This window comes from Maribacter aestuarii (genome assembly GCF_027474845.2).
GTDB lineage: Bacteria > Bacteroidota > Bacteroidia > Flavobacteriales > Flavobacteriaceae > Maribacter > Maribacter aestuarii.
In genome coordinates this window covers 3,115,001-3,130,138 of the sequence record NZ_CP107031.2, presented here as the reverse complement: position 1 = coordinate 3,130,138, position 15,138 = coordinate 3,115,001, and the positions used below count along the sequence as shown (strand labels likewise).

At 38.2% G+C, this 15,138-nt stretch carries 20 protein-coding genes (1 of these 20 running past the window's edge); 14 read left to right on the top strand and 6 right to left on the bottom strand.

All coding sequences use genetic code 11. The features are described 5' to 3' along the window. Nucleotides 1-2 precede the first annotated feature (2 nt). Genes N8A89_RS14350 through N8A89_RS17725 form a run of 3 tightly spaced genes read left to right on the top strand, consistent with a single transcriptional unit; the run spans nt 3 to nt 3,126 of the window. Nucleotides 3-2,468, top strand: a complete 2,466-nt coding sequence (locus N8A89_RS14350) for a TonB-dependent receptor (RefSeq protein WP_281542848.1) — start codon at nt 3-5, stop codon at nt 2,466-2,468. A gap of 2 nt (nt 2,469-2,470) precedes the next feature. After that, a complete protein-coding gene (locus N8A89_RS17730) occupies nt 2,471-2,824 on the top strand; it encodes a hypothetical protein (RefSeq protein ID WP_347343929.1) in 354 nt (117 codons plus the stop codon). Next, complete coding sequence (locus N8A89_RS17725; RefSeq protein ID WP_347343928.1) at nt 2,803-3,126, top strand: hypothetical protein; 324 nt, start codon at nt 2,803-2,805, stop codon at nt 3,124-3,126. Before N8A89_RS17730 ends, N8A89_RS17725 begins: the two co-directional genes overlap by 22 nt. 5 nt (nt 3,127-3,131) lie before the next feature. On the opposite strand, the gene N8A89_RS14340 is transcribed toward N8A89_RS17725, so the two are convergent. Continuing rightward, on the bottom strand, nt 3,132-4,280 hold the full coding sequence (locus N8A89_RS14340; protein WP_281542847.1) for a cysteine desulfurase family protein: 1,149 nt from the start codon (nt 4,278-4,280) through the stop codon (nt 3,132-3,134). Nucleotides 4,281-4,393: 113 nt separating this feature from the next. Here N8A89_RS14340 and N8A89_RS14335 point away from each other — a divergent pair, with 113 nt between their 5' ends. Then, nucleotides 4,394-4,900 (top strand): hypothetical protein, encoded by a 507-nt coding sequence (locus N8A89_RS14335; protein ID WP_281542846.1) that lies wholly within the window; start codon nt 4,394-4,396, stop codon nt 4,898-4,900. Nucleotides 4,901-4,909: 9 nt separating this feature from the next. On the opposite strand, the gene N8A89_RS14330 is transcribed toward N8A89_RS14335, so the two are convergent. After that, on the bottom strand, nt 4,910-5,452 hold the full coding sequence (locus N8A89_RS14330) for a Smr/MutS family protein (RefSeq protein ID WP_289644497.1): 543 nt from the start codon (nt 5,450-5,452) through the stop codon (nt 4,910-4,912). Nucleotides 5,453-5,511: 59 nt separating this feature from the next. On the opposite strand from N8A89_RS14330, the gene N8A89_RS14325 reads away from it, so the two are divergent. Genes N8A89_RS14325 through N8A89_RS14315 form a run of 3 tightly spaced genes read left to right on the top strand, consistent with a single transcriptional unit; the run spans nt 5,512 to nt 6,477 of the window. Next, complete coding sequence (locus N8A89_RS14325) at nt 5,512-5,814, top strand: DUF2752 domain-containing protein (protein WP_281542845.1); 303 nt, start codon at nt 5,512-5,514, stop codon at nt 5,812-5,814. A gap of 15 nt (nt 5,815-5,829) precedes the next feature. Beyond that, nucleotides 5,830-6,168 (top strand): CCC motif membrane protein, encoded by a 339-nt coding sequence (locus tag N8A89_RS14320; RefSeq protein ID WP_281542844.1) that lies wholly within the window; start codon nt 5,830-5,832, stop codon nt 6,166-6,168. A gap of 3 nt (nt 6,169-6,171) precedes the next feature. Beyond that, a complete protein-coding gene (locus N8A89_RS14315) occupies nt 6,172-6,477 on the top strand; it encodes a CCC motif membrane protein (RefSeq protein WP_281542843.1) in 306 nt (101 codons plus the stop codon). Nucleotides 6,478-6,531: 54 nt separating this feature from the next. On the opposite strand, the gene rocD is transcribed toward N8A89_RS14315, so the two are convergent. The 3 genes from rocD to N8A89_RS14300 all read right to left on the bottom strand — a co-directional run bounded on the left by rocD (nt 6,532) and on the right by N8A89_RS14300 (nt 8,906). Further along, nucleotides 6,532-7,812, bottom strand: a complete 1,281-nt coding sequence (rocD, locus tag N8A89_RS14310; protein WP_281542842.1) for an ornithine--oxo-acid transaminase — start codon at nt 7,810-7,812, stop codon at nt 6,532-6,534. Nucleotides 7,813-7,978: 166 nt separating this feature from the next. Then, nucleotides 7,979-8,365 (bottom strand): DUF6768 family protein, encoded by a 387-nt coding sequence (locus tag N8A89_RS14305; protein WP_281542841.1) that lies wholly within the window; start codon nt 8,363-8,365, stop codon nt 7,979-7,981. A 7-nt stretch (nt 8,366-8,372) separates the two neighbouring features. Then, nucleotides 8,373-8,906 (bottom strand): RNA polymerase sigma factor, encoded by a 534-nt coding sequence (locus tag N8A89_RS14300; protein WP_281542840.1) that lies wholly within the window; start codon nt 8,904-8,906, stop codon nt 8,373-8,375. A gap of 122 nt (nt 8,907-9,028) precedes the next feature. Here N8A89_RS14300 and rlmD point away from each other — a divergent pair, with 122 nt between their 5' ends. From rlmD to N8A89_RS14285, 3 genes are read left to right on the top strand one after another with little or no spacing between them, the layout of a single operon-like run. Then, the gene (gene rlmD, locus N8A89_RS14295) at nt 9,029-10,441 is read left to right on the top strand and encodes a 23S rRNA (uracil(1939)-C(5))-methyltransferase RlmD (protein WP_289645565.1); all 1,413 of its coding nucleotides are present in this window, start codon (nt 9,029-9,031) and stop codon (nt 10,439-10,441) included. Between the two features lies 1 nt (nt 10,442). Beyond that, nucleotides 10,443-10,949, top strand: coding sequence for a DUF6452 family protein (locus N8A89_RS14290; protein ID WP_281542839.1), 507 nt, complete (start codon nt 10,443-10,445; stop codon nt 10,947-10,949). Next, on the top strand, nt 10,930-11,691 hold the full coding sequence (locus N8A89_RS14285) for a DUF6048 family protein (protein ID WP_289644496.1): 762 nt from the start codon (nt 10,930-10,932) through the stop codon (nt 11,689-11,691). The genes N8A89_RS14290 and N8A89_RS14285 overlap by 20 nt, the downstream gene beginning before the upstream one ends. Before the next feature lie 226 nt (nt 11,692-11,917). Here the strand turns inward: N8A89_RS14285 and N8A89_RS14280 are convergent, their stop codons facing one another. Next, complete coding sequence (locus N8A89_RS14280) at nt 11,918-13,111, bottom strand: THUMP domain-containing class I SAM-dependent RNA methyltransferase (protein WP_281542838.1); 1,194 nt, start codon at nt 13,109-13,111, stop codon at nt 11,918-11,920. A 93-nt stretch (nt 13,112-13,204) separates the two neighbouring features. Here N8A89_RS14280 and N8A89_RS14275 point away from each other — a divergent pair, with 93 nt between their 5' ends. The 4 genes in view from N8A89_RS14275 to N8A89_RS14260 are tightly spaced (at most 35 nt apart) and all read left to right on the top strand, a layout consistent with a single transcriptional unit that may run on beyond the window. Next, nucleotides 13,205-13,876: a ZIP family metal transporter gene (locus N8A89_RS14275; protein ID WP_281542837.1), complete on the top strand. Its 672-nt coding sequence runs from the start codon at nt 13,205-13,207 to the stop codon at nt 13,874-13,876. Next, entirely contained in the window at nt 13,877-14,299 is a 423-nt protein-coding gene (locus N8A89_RS14270; RefSeq protein ID WP_281542836.1) for a DUF4268 domain-containing protein, read from the top strand. Nucleotides 14,300-14,302: 3 nt separating this feature from the next. Beyond that, a complete protein-coding gene (locus tag N8A89_RS14265; protein ID WP_289644495.1) occupies nt 14,303-14,818 on the top strand; it encodes a type 1 glutamine amidotransferase family protein in 516 nt (171 codons plus the stop codon). Nucleotides 14,819-14,853: 35 nt separating this feature from the next. Beyond that, on the top strand, nt 14,854-15,138 hold the 5' portion of the coding sequence (locus N8A89_RS14260) for a ThuA domain-containing protein (RefSeq protein ID WP_289644494.1). It continues 123 nt past the right edge of the window; 285 of the gene's 408 nt are visible here — the first part of the coding sequence; the start codon lies at nt 14,854-14,856; its stop codon lies off the right edge, out of view.

Below are 15,138 nucleotides of genomic sequence, written 5' to 3'. Positions count from 1 at the left end.
GTTTGAAATTTTGTGCCACAATTATCCTTTATTTGTTACTGTGCCATATCACCTGTTCAGCGCAAACGGCAACTATTACGGGCGTCGTCCTGGATGAGAATCGAAACCCATTACCGAGTGTAAACGTAACTTCCGAAAACACTGGCACTTCTACCGACGATAACGGTTTTTACCTTTTACAAATTTTCGCAGATAAGGAGACCTCAATTATATTTTCGCATTTGGGACATGAAGATGTACGTTTGGAAAAGTTAATTCTTACTACGAACGAAACATTCGAATTCAATCCTATTTTGAAAACGAACGTAACACAGATAGACGAGGTTACGGTTTCGGCAACGGGTGACAAGAAAGTGACCGGTATTTTGTCCATCTCCACTGAAGATGTCCGAAAAATACCAGGAGCTAATGCAGGCGTTGAGAATATTTTAAAACTTTTGCCGGGTGTTTCCTCCAATAATGAGCTGAGCACCCAGTACTCGGTAAGAGGGGGCAACTATGACGAAAATTTGGTATACATAAACGAAATAGAAGTCTACCGGCCTTTCCTAATACGTTCCGCACAACAAGAAGGGCTTAGTTTTGTGAACAGTGACATGGTGCAGGATGTAAAATTTTCTGCCGGTGGATTTCAAGCCAAATATGGGGATAAACTATCATCGGTACTGGATATTACCTATAAAAACCCTTCGCAGTTCTCAGCTCAAGGAGATATCAGCCTATTGGGATTAAGTACAAGTTTGGAAACTATATCAAAAAACAAGAAATTTAGCAGCGTATCCGGTTTGCGATACCGTAGCAATTCCATGTTGGTAAACTCGCAACAAACCCAAAGTAATTTCAATCCCGCTTTTACGGATGTTCAAAGTTACTTTACCTATCGGTTTTCAGAGAAGTTCGATTTAAATTTCCTCGGGAATTTTTCTGTAAACAATTACAAAAACGAACCTATCGAGCGCCAAACCAATTTTGGGACTATAGATGACCCAAGGTCTTTAACGGTATTCTATGAGGGAAGGGAAAGAAACAAATACACCACGACCTTTGGCGCTCTAAAGGGTAATTATTACGTAAATGATAAAACGACCTTGAAATTTATATCATCATTGTACCATACCGTGGAAGAGGAGTTCTCAGATGTTTTCGCCTTCTATGAATTGGGAGACATAAATGACGACTCCAACAACCTAAATCCCGAGACAGGCAATGATAACCGAGGTATTGGCTCCCAATTCAATAGGAGTAGGAACAATCTGGACGCTTTAATTTTCAATCTAAACCATAGAGGGCATCATAAGCGAGATGGCTTCCTACTAGAATGGGGAATTAAATATACCCATGAGGACATACGGGACCAATTAAGAGAGTCGGAATTTATAGATTCTGCGGGATTTTCAATCAGACCACCACGGGAAGAGTTCATGAACAATCAACCGGAAGAGCCTTTTGAGACGCCCTTGGTTCCTTACACGGGTATAGATGCCACCAACTTTGTAAAAACCAATAGATTTTCTGGATTCTTACAAATGGGAAGACGGACACAGTGGAAGAGCAACGATTTATACTATAATCTTGGACTTCGATTACACCATTGGACCGTTAGCGGAACCAACGTGGAAAAAGTGTCTCAAACGATTATTAGTCCAAGAGCTCAATTTGCAATCAAACCGGACTGGGACAAGGACATGTTATTCCGATTTTCTGCAGGAATATACCAGCAACCACCATTTTATAGGGAACTAAGGGATAGCGTGGGAAGTATTAACCCAAACGTAAAAGCGCAAAAGTCTTTTCACGTAGTACTAGGAAATGAATATAGTTTTAATCTATGGGAACGTCCGTTTACACTGAACAGTGAGGTGTATTATAAAAAGTTGACAAACATAAATCCCTACACATTAGACGATGTAAGAATACGCTACGCGGCTAATAATAGTACAGAAGCTTATGTATATGGTGCCGAAATGCGATTGTACGGTGCCTTTGTACCTGGTACAGAATCTTGGATGAGCATTGGGTTTTTAAGAACCGAAGAAAATATCAATAATAGAGGATATATTCCCCGGCCCACGGATCAACGATTTAAACTTGGCATATTGTTCCAAGATTACATTCCTTCCATACCGGATATTAAAATGCATATGAACCTTGTATATATGACGGGAGTACCTGGTGGTTCTCCGAGTTACGCGAATCCCTACGAATTTCAGAATAGATTAAGAGATTATAAACGTGCGGATTTAGGAATTTCCTATATTTTTGTAGGAAAAGATAAAACGTTCAGTGAGGAGCATTGGCTGCACCAGTTCAAAAACCTAAGTCTTGGTTTGGAAATTTTTAATCTCTTTAATAATCAAAACTCCATAACGAATACTTGGGTGAGGGATGTGGATAGTAAGAATGAATTTGCAGTTCCCAATTTCCTGACTTCAAGAATCTTTAACGTTAGATTACAAGTACGCCTTTAAAAATGATTAAAAAAATAGCTTTATTTTTCTTTATTAGTACCATGGCTGTAAGTGCCCAAAAGAACATTTACGAAAGTTCACGTTTTGATGAGCTAAGCAGTGACCACGAAGTGCTGGCCATACTTCCATTCTTAACGAATTTGGAGTTAAGGGACGATGCCAGCCCAGAAGATTTAAAGTCCTTGGAGGAAAAAGAAGGTTATGCCGTACAGGATGCTTTCGAGACCTATTTCTCTAAACGTAAAAAAAGAAAAAATTTCCGGTTCAATTTCAGAATATTAAGAATACCAAAGCGATATTGTCCCAGAATGGTATCGATTATAAAAATATTGACGTGTATACCGTTAAGGAGTTAAGTTCGATCCTAAATGTTGATGGTATCATAAGCGGAACTTTAGATTTGAACGTGCTGCTCTCCAAAGGTGTACCTACTGAATTCAGTTTTGCGGATTATTTTTCGGGCAATGCCAATTATGGGAGAATTGGTGTAAAAATAAGCGATGGCGATACAGGAAAGCTTCTCTGGAAATATGAAAAGGAAATAAACAAGAAAACCGGTAGGAACACTACTGATCTTATCGATAGAATGATGAAGTTGGCAATTCGTAAGTTTCCATACGAAAGGGAACGAAAAAAAGATAGGAAGAAAAAGGAATAGGCCATTTAGTCCTGCGTGAATTCTTTCAAAACCCCAATCGTATAATCCACCTCCTCTTTGGTGTTGTACTTTGAAAAAGAGAATCTCAAAGAAGGTTTTTTAAGGTCTTCTTCCGATAAAATCTCGGACAGCACGTGCGAGCCTTTATCACTTCCAGACTGGCAAGCACTGCCTTTTGAGCAGGCAATTCCCTTCATGTCCAAGTGAAATAAAAGCATAAGCCCTTTTTGAGCGGAAATGGGCAGGCAAACATTTACCAGTGTATAGGTGCTTTTGTCCAAATCCCCAGAGTGACCATTGAATTTTGCTTCGGGAATTTCCGTTTTAATTCGTTCAATAAAATAGCTCTTTATCTCCGTAACATACTCTCTCTCAGCAGATAAATTGTCATACGCCAGTACGAACGCTTCTTCCAGACCTACAATATTGTGAAGGGATTCTGTCCCAGCCCTAAAACCACGCTCCTGAGAACCACCGGATATCATGCATCCCAATCCAGAATTTTTTCGGATAAAAGCAAAACCAATCCCCTTCGGACCATGAAACTTATGGGCCGCCGCCACTAAAAAATCAACTGGGATTTCCTGTACGTCCCAAGGATAATGACCAATGGATTGTACCGTATCCGAATGAAAGAGGGCATTATTATCCTTTACGAGTTTTGTAATAGTAGGCAAGTCAATTTTATTACCAATCTCATTGTTCACATGCATAAGGCTCACCAACTTCTTGGAAGCATCCTTTTTCAACAAGGCCTCCAAATTATCCGTATCTGGATTTCCATAAGCATCAAGATTAACGAACCACAGGCTAATATCCCCCTTATCCCTTAACTCTTCCACCGTATGTAGGACTGCATGATGTTCTATCTTAGAAGTGATGATTGTCGTAACTCCCAAATCCCTTACGGCACACCTTAAAATCATATTATCCGCCTCTGTGCCTCCGGAAGTAAATATAATTTCGGAAGGTTGGGCGTTCATATATTTAGCTACTGTCTTTCGGGCGCTTTCAACGGCAGTCTTCGCCGTGCGGCCGAAACTATGGGTAGATGAGGGATTACCATAACAGTGGTTTAAAGCTTCCTGCATCTTAGAAATGACTTCTGGCCTTACTTGTGTAGTTGCCGCGCTATCCAAATAAACATTTTTCATGATCCCGAGGTCTAAATTTGCTGGCTTCAAAAATAGCCCAAATAAAGTTAATTTACACTTAAATGGGATTCAACCTTTAAAGCTGTTTCCAATATTTCGTTTAAATTTGAAAGATGAAAAAACTTCTGTTTCTTGCCCTTTTTACCTTAATGCTGTCTTGTGATGATGGCGACCTTCAGATAGAGACGGTGGATTTTGACAGCATTACTACCGTTCAAAGTTGTGGTGATGTTTCCGTGAGCAGCTCCAACTTTTTATTTAAGATTAATGGGGACGAAGCACTTATTGTAGAACTCCCCAGTGGCCTTTTAAAAAATGAGGTTTCGACTACAGACATTAAACGTGAACTAGATACTTCTACCAAAGTGACCTACCGTATATTTTCCGATAATGTTACGTTGGCATACTTTTGTGACGAGTTACCACCCCTTACCCCTAGTGTAGTGGAAGAAATCGAAGCCAGTGCCGGCTTCGTTTTAATAACGACCGTTGCGGGAGAAGGAGATACTTTTGTACATACTATAAGATTAAGCGAAATCTCCTTCGTAAACAAGGATGGTGATACAAGAATAACCGATTTACAAATCAATGAGTTCGGTACGGTAACCACGAGTCTTTAAGGTTACTTTTTAGAAGTTTTGAAAAATGTAAACTTCCGTTGCGCCTAGACCATACTTTTGGTAGTCCGCATCATAATATTTTACGTTGTCATATTTTTTAAAGAGGTAGTGTAACTCTTCTTTTAAGACTCCCGCTCCCACCCCGTGTATAAAAACAACCTTTTGTATACGCTTGGCAATGGCAAAATCCAATTGTCTTTTGGCCGTCTCCAATTGCAGGTTCAACATCTCAAAGTTGTCCATATTTTTAGGATTCTTGACCAATTGATTAATATGAAGGTCAACCTCCATTTTTGGTTGGTTTCGCTCTTTGGGTTTAAGTACGTTAGATTTTCTTTTTTTCGGATGCTCCTTCTCCTTTTTTACTTGCGACACTTCATAGTTACTCACCCTAATTTCGTCCGCCATTTTCACCAACTCCTGTCTTTGAAAAGTAAGGGGGAAGCCATCATCCGTATTGACCGTTATAGTATCTCCCTCAATTTTAGAAACGATACCGACTATGGTATCGTCTATTGCCTCAACTTTATCCCCTATTTCAAAAACGACCATGATTTTATTTTGAATCCACAAAAATAATGGTAATTTTCGGCTTGCGAATAGAATAACATATGCATCTGTTATCGGTATTTATTTTGGGTATAGAAAATTATATGCTTCCCTGTTTCACCAAAAAGCTATTTGGTTTTGACTGCCCGGGATGTGGACTACAGCGTTCTCTTGTTCATTTGGTAAAAGGAGAATTCGAGGCGGCCTTTGAGTTGTATCCCGCAATTTACCCAATGCTCTTTTTATTTGGCTTCTTAGCCCTAGATAAGATGTTCTCCTTTAGATTTTCAAATATAATCACCATAGTGTTGATGGTAACGACAGTAGCAACAATTTTGACCAATTATATATTAAAATTCATCTAACTAAACCTTAAAATTATGGAACAACAAAAATTGCCTAACGTAACGATTGCCCTTGTACTGAGCATCCTTTCATTTATTTGCTGCTGCTTTAGTATCGGAATTGGAGGTATTCTGTTATCGGGAATAGCGCTTTATTTAGTCAACAAAGACACAAAACTATACAGTCAAAATCCTGAAGACTACTCTAATTTCAGCACGTTGAAGACAACTAAAATCATTGCGATCATAGGACTTGTTCTTGGTGTGATCACGTTGTTATGGGCAATTTACTCCATTATTTCCATAGGAGGATGGGAAGCTTACATGGAGCAGCAAAAAGAAATTTACGAACAAATGGGCATCGAACTACAATAAGATATGTCTATACAACCACTACCTGGCGCTAGTAATGCGCTAACCTTTGGAATATTATCCATTGTATTGACCATTTTTTGTTGTGGACCCTTTGGGGCTATTTTCAGTATTATCGGTCTCAGCAATGCGAAGAAAGCGGAACAAGTGTATCAGTTGAATAGGGAAAACTATACGGGTTATGATAATGTAAAGACGGGTAGGATACTATCGTATATCGGACTTGGAATAGCCCTTGTATATTTGATAGGAACCATTATTTATTTTGGTGCAATTGTCGCTTTGATTATGTCCGAAGGGGGATTTAATTAATAATTGAACTGAAGAATTAAAAAAAAATCCCCGATAAATATATCGGGGATTTTTCTATTTTTTAAACTCTTTAAGTGTATTTATAATTATTGATACACAATCCAGCAATTCGTCTTTGGTCATGACCAAGGGCGGTGCAAACCGAATGATATTGCCGTGGGTTGGTTTTGCCAAAAGCCCATTTTCTTTTAACGCCATGCAAATATCCCAAGCCGTAGAACTTTCTTCGGTATCATTAATTAGAATAGCGTTCAATAACCCTTTACCCCTTATGCTTTTTACCAAATCGCATTCCGGTATAAATTTGTTGAGCTCTGATCTGAAGAGTTCCCCCAGTTCAAATGCATTTTCCGCAAGTTCTTCATTCTTTACCACTTCCAAAGCGGCTATTCCCACAGCTGCTGCAACGGGATTTCCACCAAAAGTACTACCATGGTTTCCAGGTCTTATTACCTCCATTACAGCATTGTTCGCCAAAACGGCTGATACAGGATACGCCCCTCCTGATAAAGCTTTGCCTAAAATAAGAACATCGGGTTTCACTTCCGGAGTACCGCTACAATGTTTATCGGCACAGGAGCAATTACCACAGGTGGCCAATAATCTGCCGGTCCTGGCAATACCAGTCTGTACTTCATCTGCGATAAAAAGCACATTGTATTTTTCACAAAGCGCCTTGGCACCACTCAGGTAACCATCAGAGGGAACAAAAACACCGGCCTCGCCTTGAATGGGTTCCACTAAAAATCCTGCTACATTCTTATTATTTTCTAAGGCTTCTTCCAAAGCCTTCAAATTGTCGTATTCGATTTTTAGAAATCCCTCCGTGTACGGACCAAAATTCTTACGCGCCACGGGGTCATTGGAAAATGAGATGATTGTAGTGGTTCGACCGTGAAAATTATTTTCGCAAACAATAATCTGCGCAGCGTTTTCAGGAATACCTTTCTTCTCGTAGGCCCACTTTCTGCATATTTTTACTGCGGTTTCAACTGCTTCCGCTCCAGTATTCATGGGCAAAAGCTTATCGTAATGAAAAGTTTCGGTCGTATACTTTTCAAACTTACCCAACATATCGTTGTAAAAGGCACGCGATGTCAACGTCAGGGTTTGTGCCTGATTCACCATGGCACCCACAATTTTTGGATGACAATGACCTTGGTTTACCGCGGAATAGGCAGAAAGAAAATCATAGTATTTTTTTCCTTCTACATCCCATACAAACACACCTTCCCCTCTATTTAATACAACGGGTAATGGGTGGTAGTTGTTTGCTCCGTACTTGTTCTCTAAATCTATCGCCTGTTGCGATGTTATTTGTTCTAAAACAGCCATTTTAATTTTTAATTAAATTGATAAAATAACCATTCCTTCAGTACCTTTATCCTTTCAAATCCCGATGAGATCGGAACGAAAATTCAGCGTGGGAGAGAAATCATCCCTGTAGAACTGCTAAATTACTAAATAATTCAGTCAATCATCAAGGCTTTCGTTAAGGTCTTTATTTTTTCGTTTTATTTAGCAAAACGGACACCTGAAGCTCCAATCGCTTTACTTCCCTTAATATATCGTTCTTGTCCATCTGCATCCATATATAAAGTTTTAGCATACCCATAAAAATTATACACAGGAAACCTCCAGAGGCCCATTTGATAAGCCCGTTTGTTTCTTCGGTGTTGAAAAAACGTATCGTACAGAAAACAAAAACAATAAATATAAGGACGTGCATTACGGTCATAACACTTGCCAACCAACCTGTTTTCCCTTTATGCACCTCTCCTAATTTCCCAAAAAGATTCTGTTCATCCAAATCGTCATAAAATTTGGCTTCCTCGATACTTAAAGCTTCCTTTATTAATTCATCTATTTTCTCTTTTTCACCTTTCATAATTTATTTATTTAAGAATTGTCTTTAATTTTTCTCTTGCATGGAACAGTCTAGACTTGACAGTTCCTATAGAAATTTCCAAAATTTCACTTATTTCGTGCATTGAATAATCCTCTGTATAAAACAAGCGTAAGACTACTTGTTGATTTTGGGATAATTTACCAACCGCCCTATTCAATTTTTTAATTTCTTTATCCTTATCCTCATTTGGCTCTTCTTCGTTTAGCTTAAGGTGGTTGTACGTTTTTAGTCTTATCTTTTTAGTCTTTTCCTTTTTTAAAAAATCGATTGATCTTCGAGTTACTATTCGCATCGCCCAACATTCAAAGGTATTGGCATCTCGGATGGTATTGAGTTTGTTAATAATAATGCTCCAACTATCCTGTACAATATCTTGGGATGCATTAACATCCTTAACATACCAATAAGAATGTCTACAGAGTTTGGCATGATACTTATTTACCAATATTCCCAATGCCTTTTTGTCACCTGATTGATATTGTAGGACCAGCAATGCATCAAAAACTCTAGTTGTACTCATTTTTACCCTTCTACTGTAAGGACACAGGAATTTCAAAAAGGTTCAATTCCATTTAACTTTTTTTAATAGTATCCTCTTAAAGATAATTGTAATAAATGCAAAGTGATTGCTACTTTTACGCCATGCGAAAAAAGAACAGGCGTCAAGTTTTTGAAAATGTTGAAGTAGTTGATGCAGGTGCAAAAGGGAAAACAATTGCAAAAGCTCCTGACGGCAGGGTAATCTTTCTGACGAATACAGTGCCTGGGGATGTAGTAGACGTGCAGACCACAAAAAAAAGAAAGGCTTATTTTGAGGGTATTGCCACCCAATTTCATTCCCTATCGGAAAAACGTGTGGAACCCAAATGCCAACATTTTGGCGTATGTGGTGGATGCAAATGGCAGGATATGGGTTATGAACACCAGCTTTTTTACAAACAACGGGAGGTTGAAAACAACCTTAAACGTATTGGGCATTTAGAACTGCCCGAACTTACCCCCATAAAAGGTTCCGATAAGCGGTATTTCTATCGGAACAAAATGGAATTTTCTTTTTCGAATAGCCGTTGGCTAACGCTCGAAGAAATACAATCCGACACCGAAATAACAGATAAAAATGCTTTAGGGTTTCATATTCCGAGCATGTGGGATAAAATTCTCGACATCAAAAAATGCCACTTGCAACGCGACCCCTCCAATGCAATTCGACTAGAGGTCAAGAACTTTGCCATCGCAAACGATATTAGTTTCTTTAATCCCAGAAACCAATACGGATTGCTCCGTACGCTCATGATTCGCACCTCCTCCATTGGTGAACTTATGGTGATGGTTCAATTTTTTGAAGATGACGGGGAGAAAAGGAATCTTTTATTAGAACATATAAAAATGACCTTTCCCGAAATTACATCACTTCAGTATGTCATCAATTCCAAACAAAACGACACCATTTACGACCAAGAAATTATTTGTTATGCTGGGCGCGACCATATTTTCGAGGAGATGGAAGGACTCCAATTCAAAATAAATGCCAAATCTTTTTATCAGACCAATTCTGAACAAGCATATGAGCTGTATAAAATTACAAGAGATTTCGCCGGCCTTACGGGAAACGAAGTTGTTTATGATTTATATACGGGAACGGGAACCATAGCCCAATTTGTTGCCAAAAATGCCAAGAAAGTGGTGGGTATTGAATCGGTTCCAGAGGCCATAGCAGATGCGAAAGAGAATGCCCATAGGAATAACATAACCAACATCGCTTTTTTCGTAGGTGACATGAAAAACGTTTTTAACGAACGTTTTATAATGGATAATGGAGTTCCAGATATTATTATTACCGACCCGCCAAGAGATGGCATGCATAAGGATGTTGTACAGCAGATATTGAATATTGCTCCTCAAAAAGTGGTTTACGTCAGCTGTAACTCAGCTACGCAAGCAAGGGACTTAGCACTAATGAAAGATATGTACACGGTTGAAAAGGTACAGCCGGTGGATATGTTCCCGCAGACTCATCACGTTGAAAATGTTGTACTTTTGAAAAAGAAAAACTAACATGAAAAAGTTAAGTGTAGGTTTTATACTTTTTCTAATAATCATCGGTATTAGTTCTTGTGAAAAGGATGATATCTGTGTAGATGCGGACACCCCTTTGTTGGTTATCGATTTTATAAACGCAGCGGATACTTCAGCATCAAAGACAGTACCTGATTTACGGGTCGTTGGTCTGGGCCAAACGGTAACGGTTAATACTGTAACGGATAGAACGGATTTAAGCACCATCAGTATACCACTTAAAACAACAGAAGACACTACAAGCTTTCTTTTGATTAGAAACTCAGCGTCCGATGATGACGGATTTGAAACCGGTGATATAGACACCATTAATATTACATATTCAAGGATGGAAGACTTTAAATCCCGTGGTTGTGGTTTCGTTGTAAATTATGAACTTAATTCGGCCACCTTGGAAATAAATCCCAATAATTGGATTTCGGACATTGAAATAGTCCGGACTCAAGTCATTAATTCAGATTCCACTCATGTTAAGATATTCCATTAACCTACTCTTATTATTGAGTTTTGTGGGGATTGTTGCACAGAACAAACCTATTGATACAAAACCAAAGGATAGCGTGGAATATAAACAATCCTATGGTATTAGAGCCGGAATAGACTTGAGCAGGCCAATCACAGGGCTCTTGGATGAGAACTATACCGGTTTTGAAATTGTTGCCGATTATCGATTGACCCAAAAATTGTACATCGCTGCTGAGTTAGGGAACGAAAAGAAAACGAAACAGGAAGACCTATTCAATTTTACGACCTCAGGAAGTTATATCAAATTAGGGGTTGACAATAATACCTATGCCAATTGGTATGGGGAGCAGAATTCCATTTTTTTAGGGGGAAGGTTAGCCTTTAGTACATTTGAACAGACTTTAAATGATTATCAGTACTTTAATTCCAATAGGTATTGGAGTCCCGATGGCTTTGCCAATGGCTCTTCCACTCCTGAAACTTTTTCTGGTTTAAACGCAGCTTGGATTGAAGCTGTTTTTGGAACTAAAGTTGAATTATTCGCTAACATTTTTGTGGGTGCAAGTATCCGCTTAGGTTTTTTATTATCGGAAAAAGAGGATGAAAGATTCCCCAACTTATGGATTCCTGGTTTTAATAAAGTTACGGATGATAGTAAATTCGGGGTAGGCTATAATTATTCAATTTCTTATTTTCTTCCGCTATATAAAAAGAAGAATAAGGTGAAGGAAAATATTGAGGAAAGCAATCAAAACGAGGAATGACCTAGTTACCTAGACCTTTTTTGAAAAAACCACTTCATGGAAAGTTTTTCTCCTTCGTTGGTTCTAATTGCAGCGAATTTTGGGGAAAACAATGTCGCCACAACAGCTGAAATAAAAGCAAGTAAAAATCTATTTGCTTCAAAAAGGTAATCCAGCGCAAAACGTACGGCTAAGAAAATGATTGCAAAGCCTAAAAAATTTAAGAGTAGCGCTTTATGTTTTGGTTTCATATATTCTCTTCCCTATTATTATACTTGGCTTTCTTACTTCCTTCGTACATCACATATTTCACCAAACGTGATTCCAAATGGCTATTGAATACCTTGATTTTTCTTGAAGGCCGCAGGCCCACAAATTTCAAAGCCTGTAGATTGGAGGTAATGAACCACGCATTGGTACCAGGGTAACCTTGTTTTAACGTATCTCCAATATTAGAATAGAATTCTTCCACATCAAAATCAGAATCCAAATCGGATCGGTCTAAACGTTCTCCATAAGGAGGGTTGAAACACATATGTAGCGGGCCATCGGATTCTTTTTGGGTTTTAAAGAAGTCTTTTCTGCTCACGGTAATGTATTCCGAAAGATTCGCATTTTCTATATTTTCCTCTGCTTTTCTAATTGCTGAGGGTGCTTTATCATATCCCGTAATTTTATGATGGAATTCCCTTGTTCTTTTTAAACTGGACGAAACAATCTTCTCATAGAGGTCGGCATCAAAATCATGCCATTTTTCAAAAGCAAATCCTTTACGGTTAATGTTTGCAGGTATGTTACAGGCAATCATTGTAGCTTCCGTCAACATAGTACCACTACCGCACATTGGGTCTAGGAAATCACATTGTCCATCCCACCCGCTCAAAAGTAACAAGCCCGCTGCCAAAACTTCGTTTATCGGGGCAATATTGGTAGATATGCGATAACCCCTATGATGGAGAGAATTGCCAGAACTATCTAGAGAGACATTACACGTGTTTTTATGAATATGAATGTTGATTCGTATATCTGGATTTTTCACGTCAACATCAGGTCTCTTACCCTCCAAATCCCTGAACTTGTCCACAATGGCATCCTTTGTTTTCTGAGAAACATATAGGGAATGTGTGAAATTGTCTGAATTTACAGTGGAGTCTACGGCAAAGGTATCGTCCACCGAGAGGTATTCGGTCCAATCTATCTTATATATTTTTCTATAAAAATCATCTTCATTAGCAACTTGAAAAGTGTGTATTGGCTTTATAATCTTTATGGCCGTTCTCAAACACAGATTAGCCTTATACATAAAACCGGTATCACCCTCAAAGGAGACGTTCCGAACTCCTTCCACAACATTACTGGCCCCAAGGTTCCGTAACTCCTTAGCCAGAATTTCTTCAAAGCCAAAAAGTGTCTTGGCCACCATTTTAAAATTACGTTCCATTTCCAAATTATTTCGTGCGGCAAAAATACGCTAATTTTGACGTAGAAGAAGGGCATGACATCATACCTTTGTCATTACCTAACCAACACTTTAATGATTTATATTTTACCCGTTCTAGGAGTATTGCTAAGTTTCCTTTTGGTGCTATTGACCAAGCCCAAGAAAAAGGAGCATTTTAAACTTCTACTTGCATTTAGCGGGGCGTTTTTGTTGGCTCTTACGATTTTTGAACTTTTGCCGGAAGTCTACGAAAATTCGGATGCAAAAACCGTAGGGGTTTGCATTATGTTAGGTATTCTACTCCAGATTTTTCTTGAATTTTTTTCCAAGGGAGCAGAACATGGGCACATTCATCTATCTACAGAAAGTACAATTTTTCCCTGGTTACTTTTCGTAAGTTTATCTATCCATTCCATACTGGAGGGGTTACCGATACTTACGAACGAAACCATCGTATATGGTATACTAGTCCACAAAATACCGATTGCCATTATACTAAGTATATTTTTATTGGGCTCAAAACTCAAACCTTTTTATGTAGGTTTATTTATATTCATGTTTGCCTTAATGACTCCCTTAGGAACCTTCTTAGCCGACAATCTAGGGGTTATTTCGGACCATTCAGCCCATTTGAACGCAGTTGTCATTGGAATTTTCCTTCATATTTCTACGGTAATCCTATTTGAGAGCTCCGAGGGACATAAATTTAATTTACAGAAATTGATTGTCATCTTATTAGGTATTACTATAGCCTACTTTTTATAAATGTTTAGTAGAGAAGAATCAAGAAAACTTAGAGCAGAGTTCTGGACAGCTTTTGGGAAATCCTATCCCAGAAAATGGATGCTGTACAAAACGGGCCAAAAAGAACTTGCTTTTAAATTTCATTTTGATTTAAAAAAAGCCATGGTCTCTATGGATGTTGAAGGTAATTTGGAAAGTAGAATTAGCATCTGGGAAAAACTCATTTCCTTAAAATCTATTTTACAAGATGAGTACTTACCTGAAGCCATTTTTGAAGATTATTATCTCTTGGAGAATCAAAAAGAAATTTCGCGTATTTACGTTCAGAAAACAAATGTTTCCATACATGATAAAAGCACTTGGCAGGAAGCTATGGAATTCTTAAGTTCTAAGATGTCAAAATTTGAGGCTTTTTTTATAGAATTCGAGGATATAATTGAGTAAAAAATGCTTAAATTTTTAAACCTAAATAGAACCTACTACTGTTCCATGTACAAGAATCAGGTTGCTATATTATTTATTCTACTAATTAATTGTCTAGTAGCGCAGGACCTAAAGCCCTTTGATGTTTCTGAAAATTGGTTGTCAAAAATTTATGACCTAGCACCCACGGAGCCAACAGTCAAAATTGAAGAGAAAAAAAGTATTCTAGTATTTTCTCTGCATACGGGATTTAAACATTGGACTATTCCCCATACCGAGGCCGTCATTAAGGTCTTGGGTGAAAAATCTGGTGCTTTCCATGTGGTTGCCTCAAATGATATATCGATATTCAAAAAGGAAGAGCTCCGCAAATATCATGCTATAATTCTGAACAATAATTGTTCTATCAATCCCAGAAGAAATCTTTTTTTGGATGTGTTAGATTCTAATAATACTTTGACAGACCGAGAAAAAACTGATTTGGCGGAAAATTTAGAGAAAAGCTTATTAACGTATGTTAAAAATGGAGGGGGCTTGTAGTACTCCATGGGGGTATTACCATGCTGAACAAGTCTATGGATTTCAGCAACTTAGTAGGTGGGAGCTTTGATTATCATCCCAAACAACAAAAAATAAAAGTATATCTTTCAGAAAAAGACCATCCATTAGTAGGAGCCTTCAAGGGTACTGGTTTTGAGCACATAGATGAGCCCTATATATTTAATAATGCTTATGAGGACATGGATTTTAGACCTTTGCTTTTCATGAAAACAGAGGAGATAGAAGGTCTTGAGAGAGGAATTAAGGATAGCATCAAATACATTTCTTGGATCAATAGATATGGCGACGGAAGAGTGTTT

Bases quoted from the DNA above. Each gene is read 5' to 3' on its own strand.
- N8A89_RS14320 (WP_281542844.1), top strand. From the start codon at position 5,830: ATGGAACAACAAAAATTGCCTAACGTAACGATTGCCCTTGTACTGAGC.
- N8A89_RS14325 (WP_281542845.1), top strand. From the start codon at position 5,512: ATGCATCTGTTATCGGTATTTATTTTGGGTATAGAAAATTATATGCTT.
- N8A89_RS14340 (WP_281542847.1), bottom strand. From the start codon at position 4,280: ATGAAAAATGTTTATTTGGATAGCGCGGCAACTACACAAGTAAGGCCA.
- N8A89_RS14330 (WP_289644497.1), bottom strand. From the start codon at position 5,452: ATGGTCGTTTTTGAAATAGGGGATAAAGTTGAGGCAATAGACGATACC.
- N8A89_RS17730 (WP_347343929.1), top strand. From the start codon at position 2,471: ATGATTAAAAAAATAGCTTTATTTTTCTTTATTAGTACCATGGCTGTA.
- rocD (WP_281542842.1), bottom strand. From the start codon at position 7,812: ATGGCTGTTTTAGAACAAATAACATCGCAACAGGCGATAGATTTAGAG.
- N8A89_RS14270 (WP_281542836.1), top strand. From the start codon at position 13,877: ATGTTTAGTAGAGAAGAATCAAGAAAACTTAGAGCAGAGTTCTGGACA.
- N8A89_RS14285 (WP_289644496.1), top strand. From the start codon at position 10,930: ATGTTAAGATATTCCATTAACCTACTCTTATTATTGAGTTTTGTGGGG.
- rlmD (WP_289645565.1), top strand. From the start codon at position 9,029: ATGCGAAAAAAGAACAGGCGTCAAGTTTTTGAAAATGTTGAAGTAGTT.
- N8A89_RS14335 (WP_281542846.1), top strand. From the start codon at position 4,394: ATGAAAAAACTTCTGTTTCTTGCCCTTTTTACCTTAATGCTGTCTTGT.
- N8A89_RS14300 (WP_281542840.1), bottom strand. From the start codon at position 8,906: ATGAGTACAACTAGAGTTTTTGATGCATTGCTGGTCCTACAATATCAA.
- N8A89_RS14290 (WP_281542839.1), top strand. From the start codon at position 10,443: ATGAAAAAGTTAAGTGTAGGTTTTATACTTTTTCTAATAATCATCGGT.
- N8A89_RS14280 (WP_281542838.1), bottom strand. From the start codon at position 13,111: ATGGAACGTAATTTTAAAATGGTGGCCAAGACACTTTTTGGCTTTGAA.
- N8A89_RS14305 (WP_281542841.1), bottom strand. From the start codon at position 8,365: ATGAAAGGTGAAAAAGAGAAAATAGATGAATTAATAAAGGAAGCTTTA.
- N8A89_RS14265 (WP_289644495.1), top strand. From the start codon at position 14,303: ATGCTTAAATTTTTAAACCTAAATAGAACCTACTACTGTTCCATGTAC.
- N8A89_RS14275 (WP_281542837.1), top strand. From the start codon at position 13,205: ATGATTTATATTTTACCCGTTCTAGGAGTATTGCTAAGTTTCCTTTTG.
- N8A89_RS14315 (WP_281542843.1), top strand. From the start codon at position 6,172: ATGTCTATACAACCACTACCTGGCGCTAGTAATGCGCTAACCTTTGGA.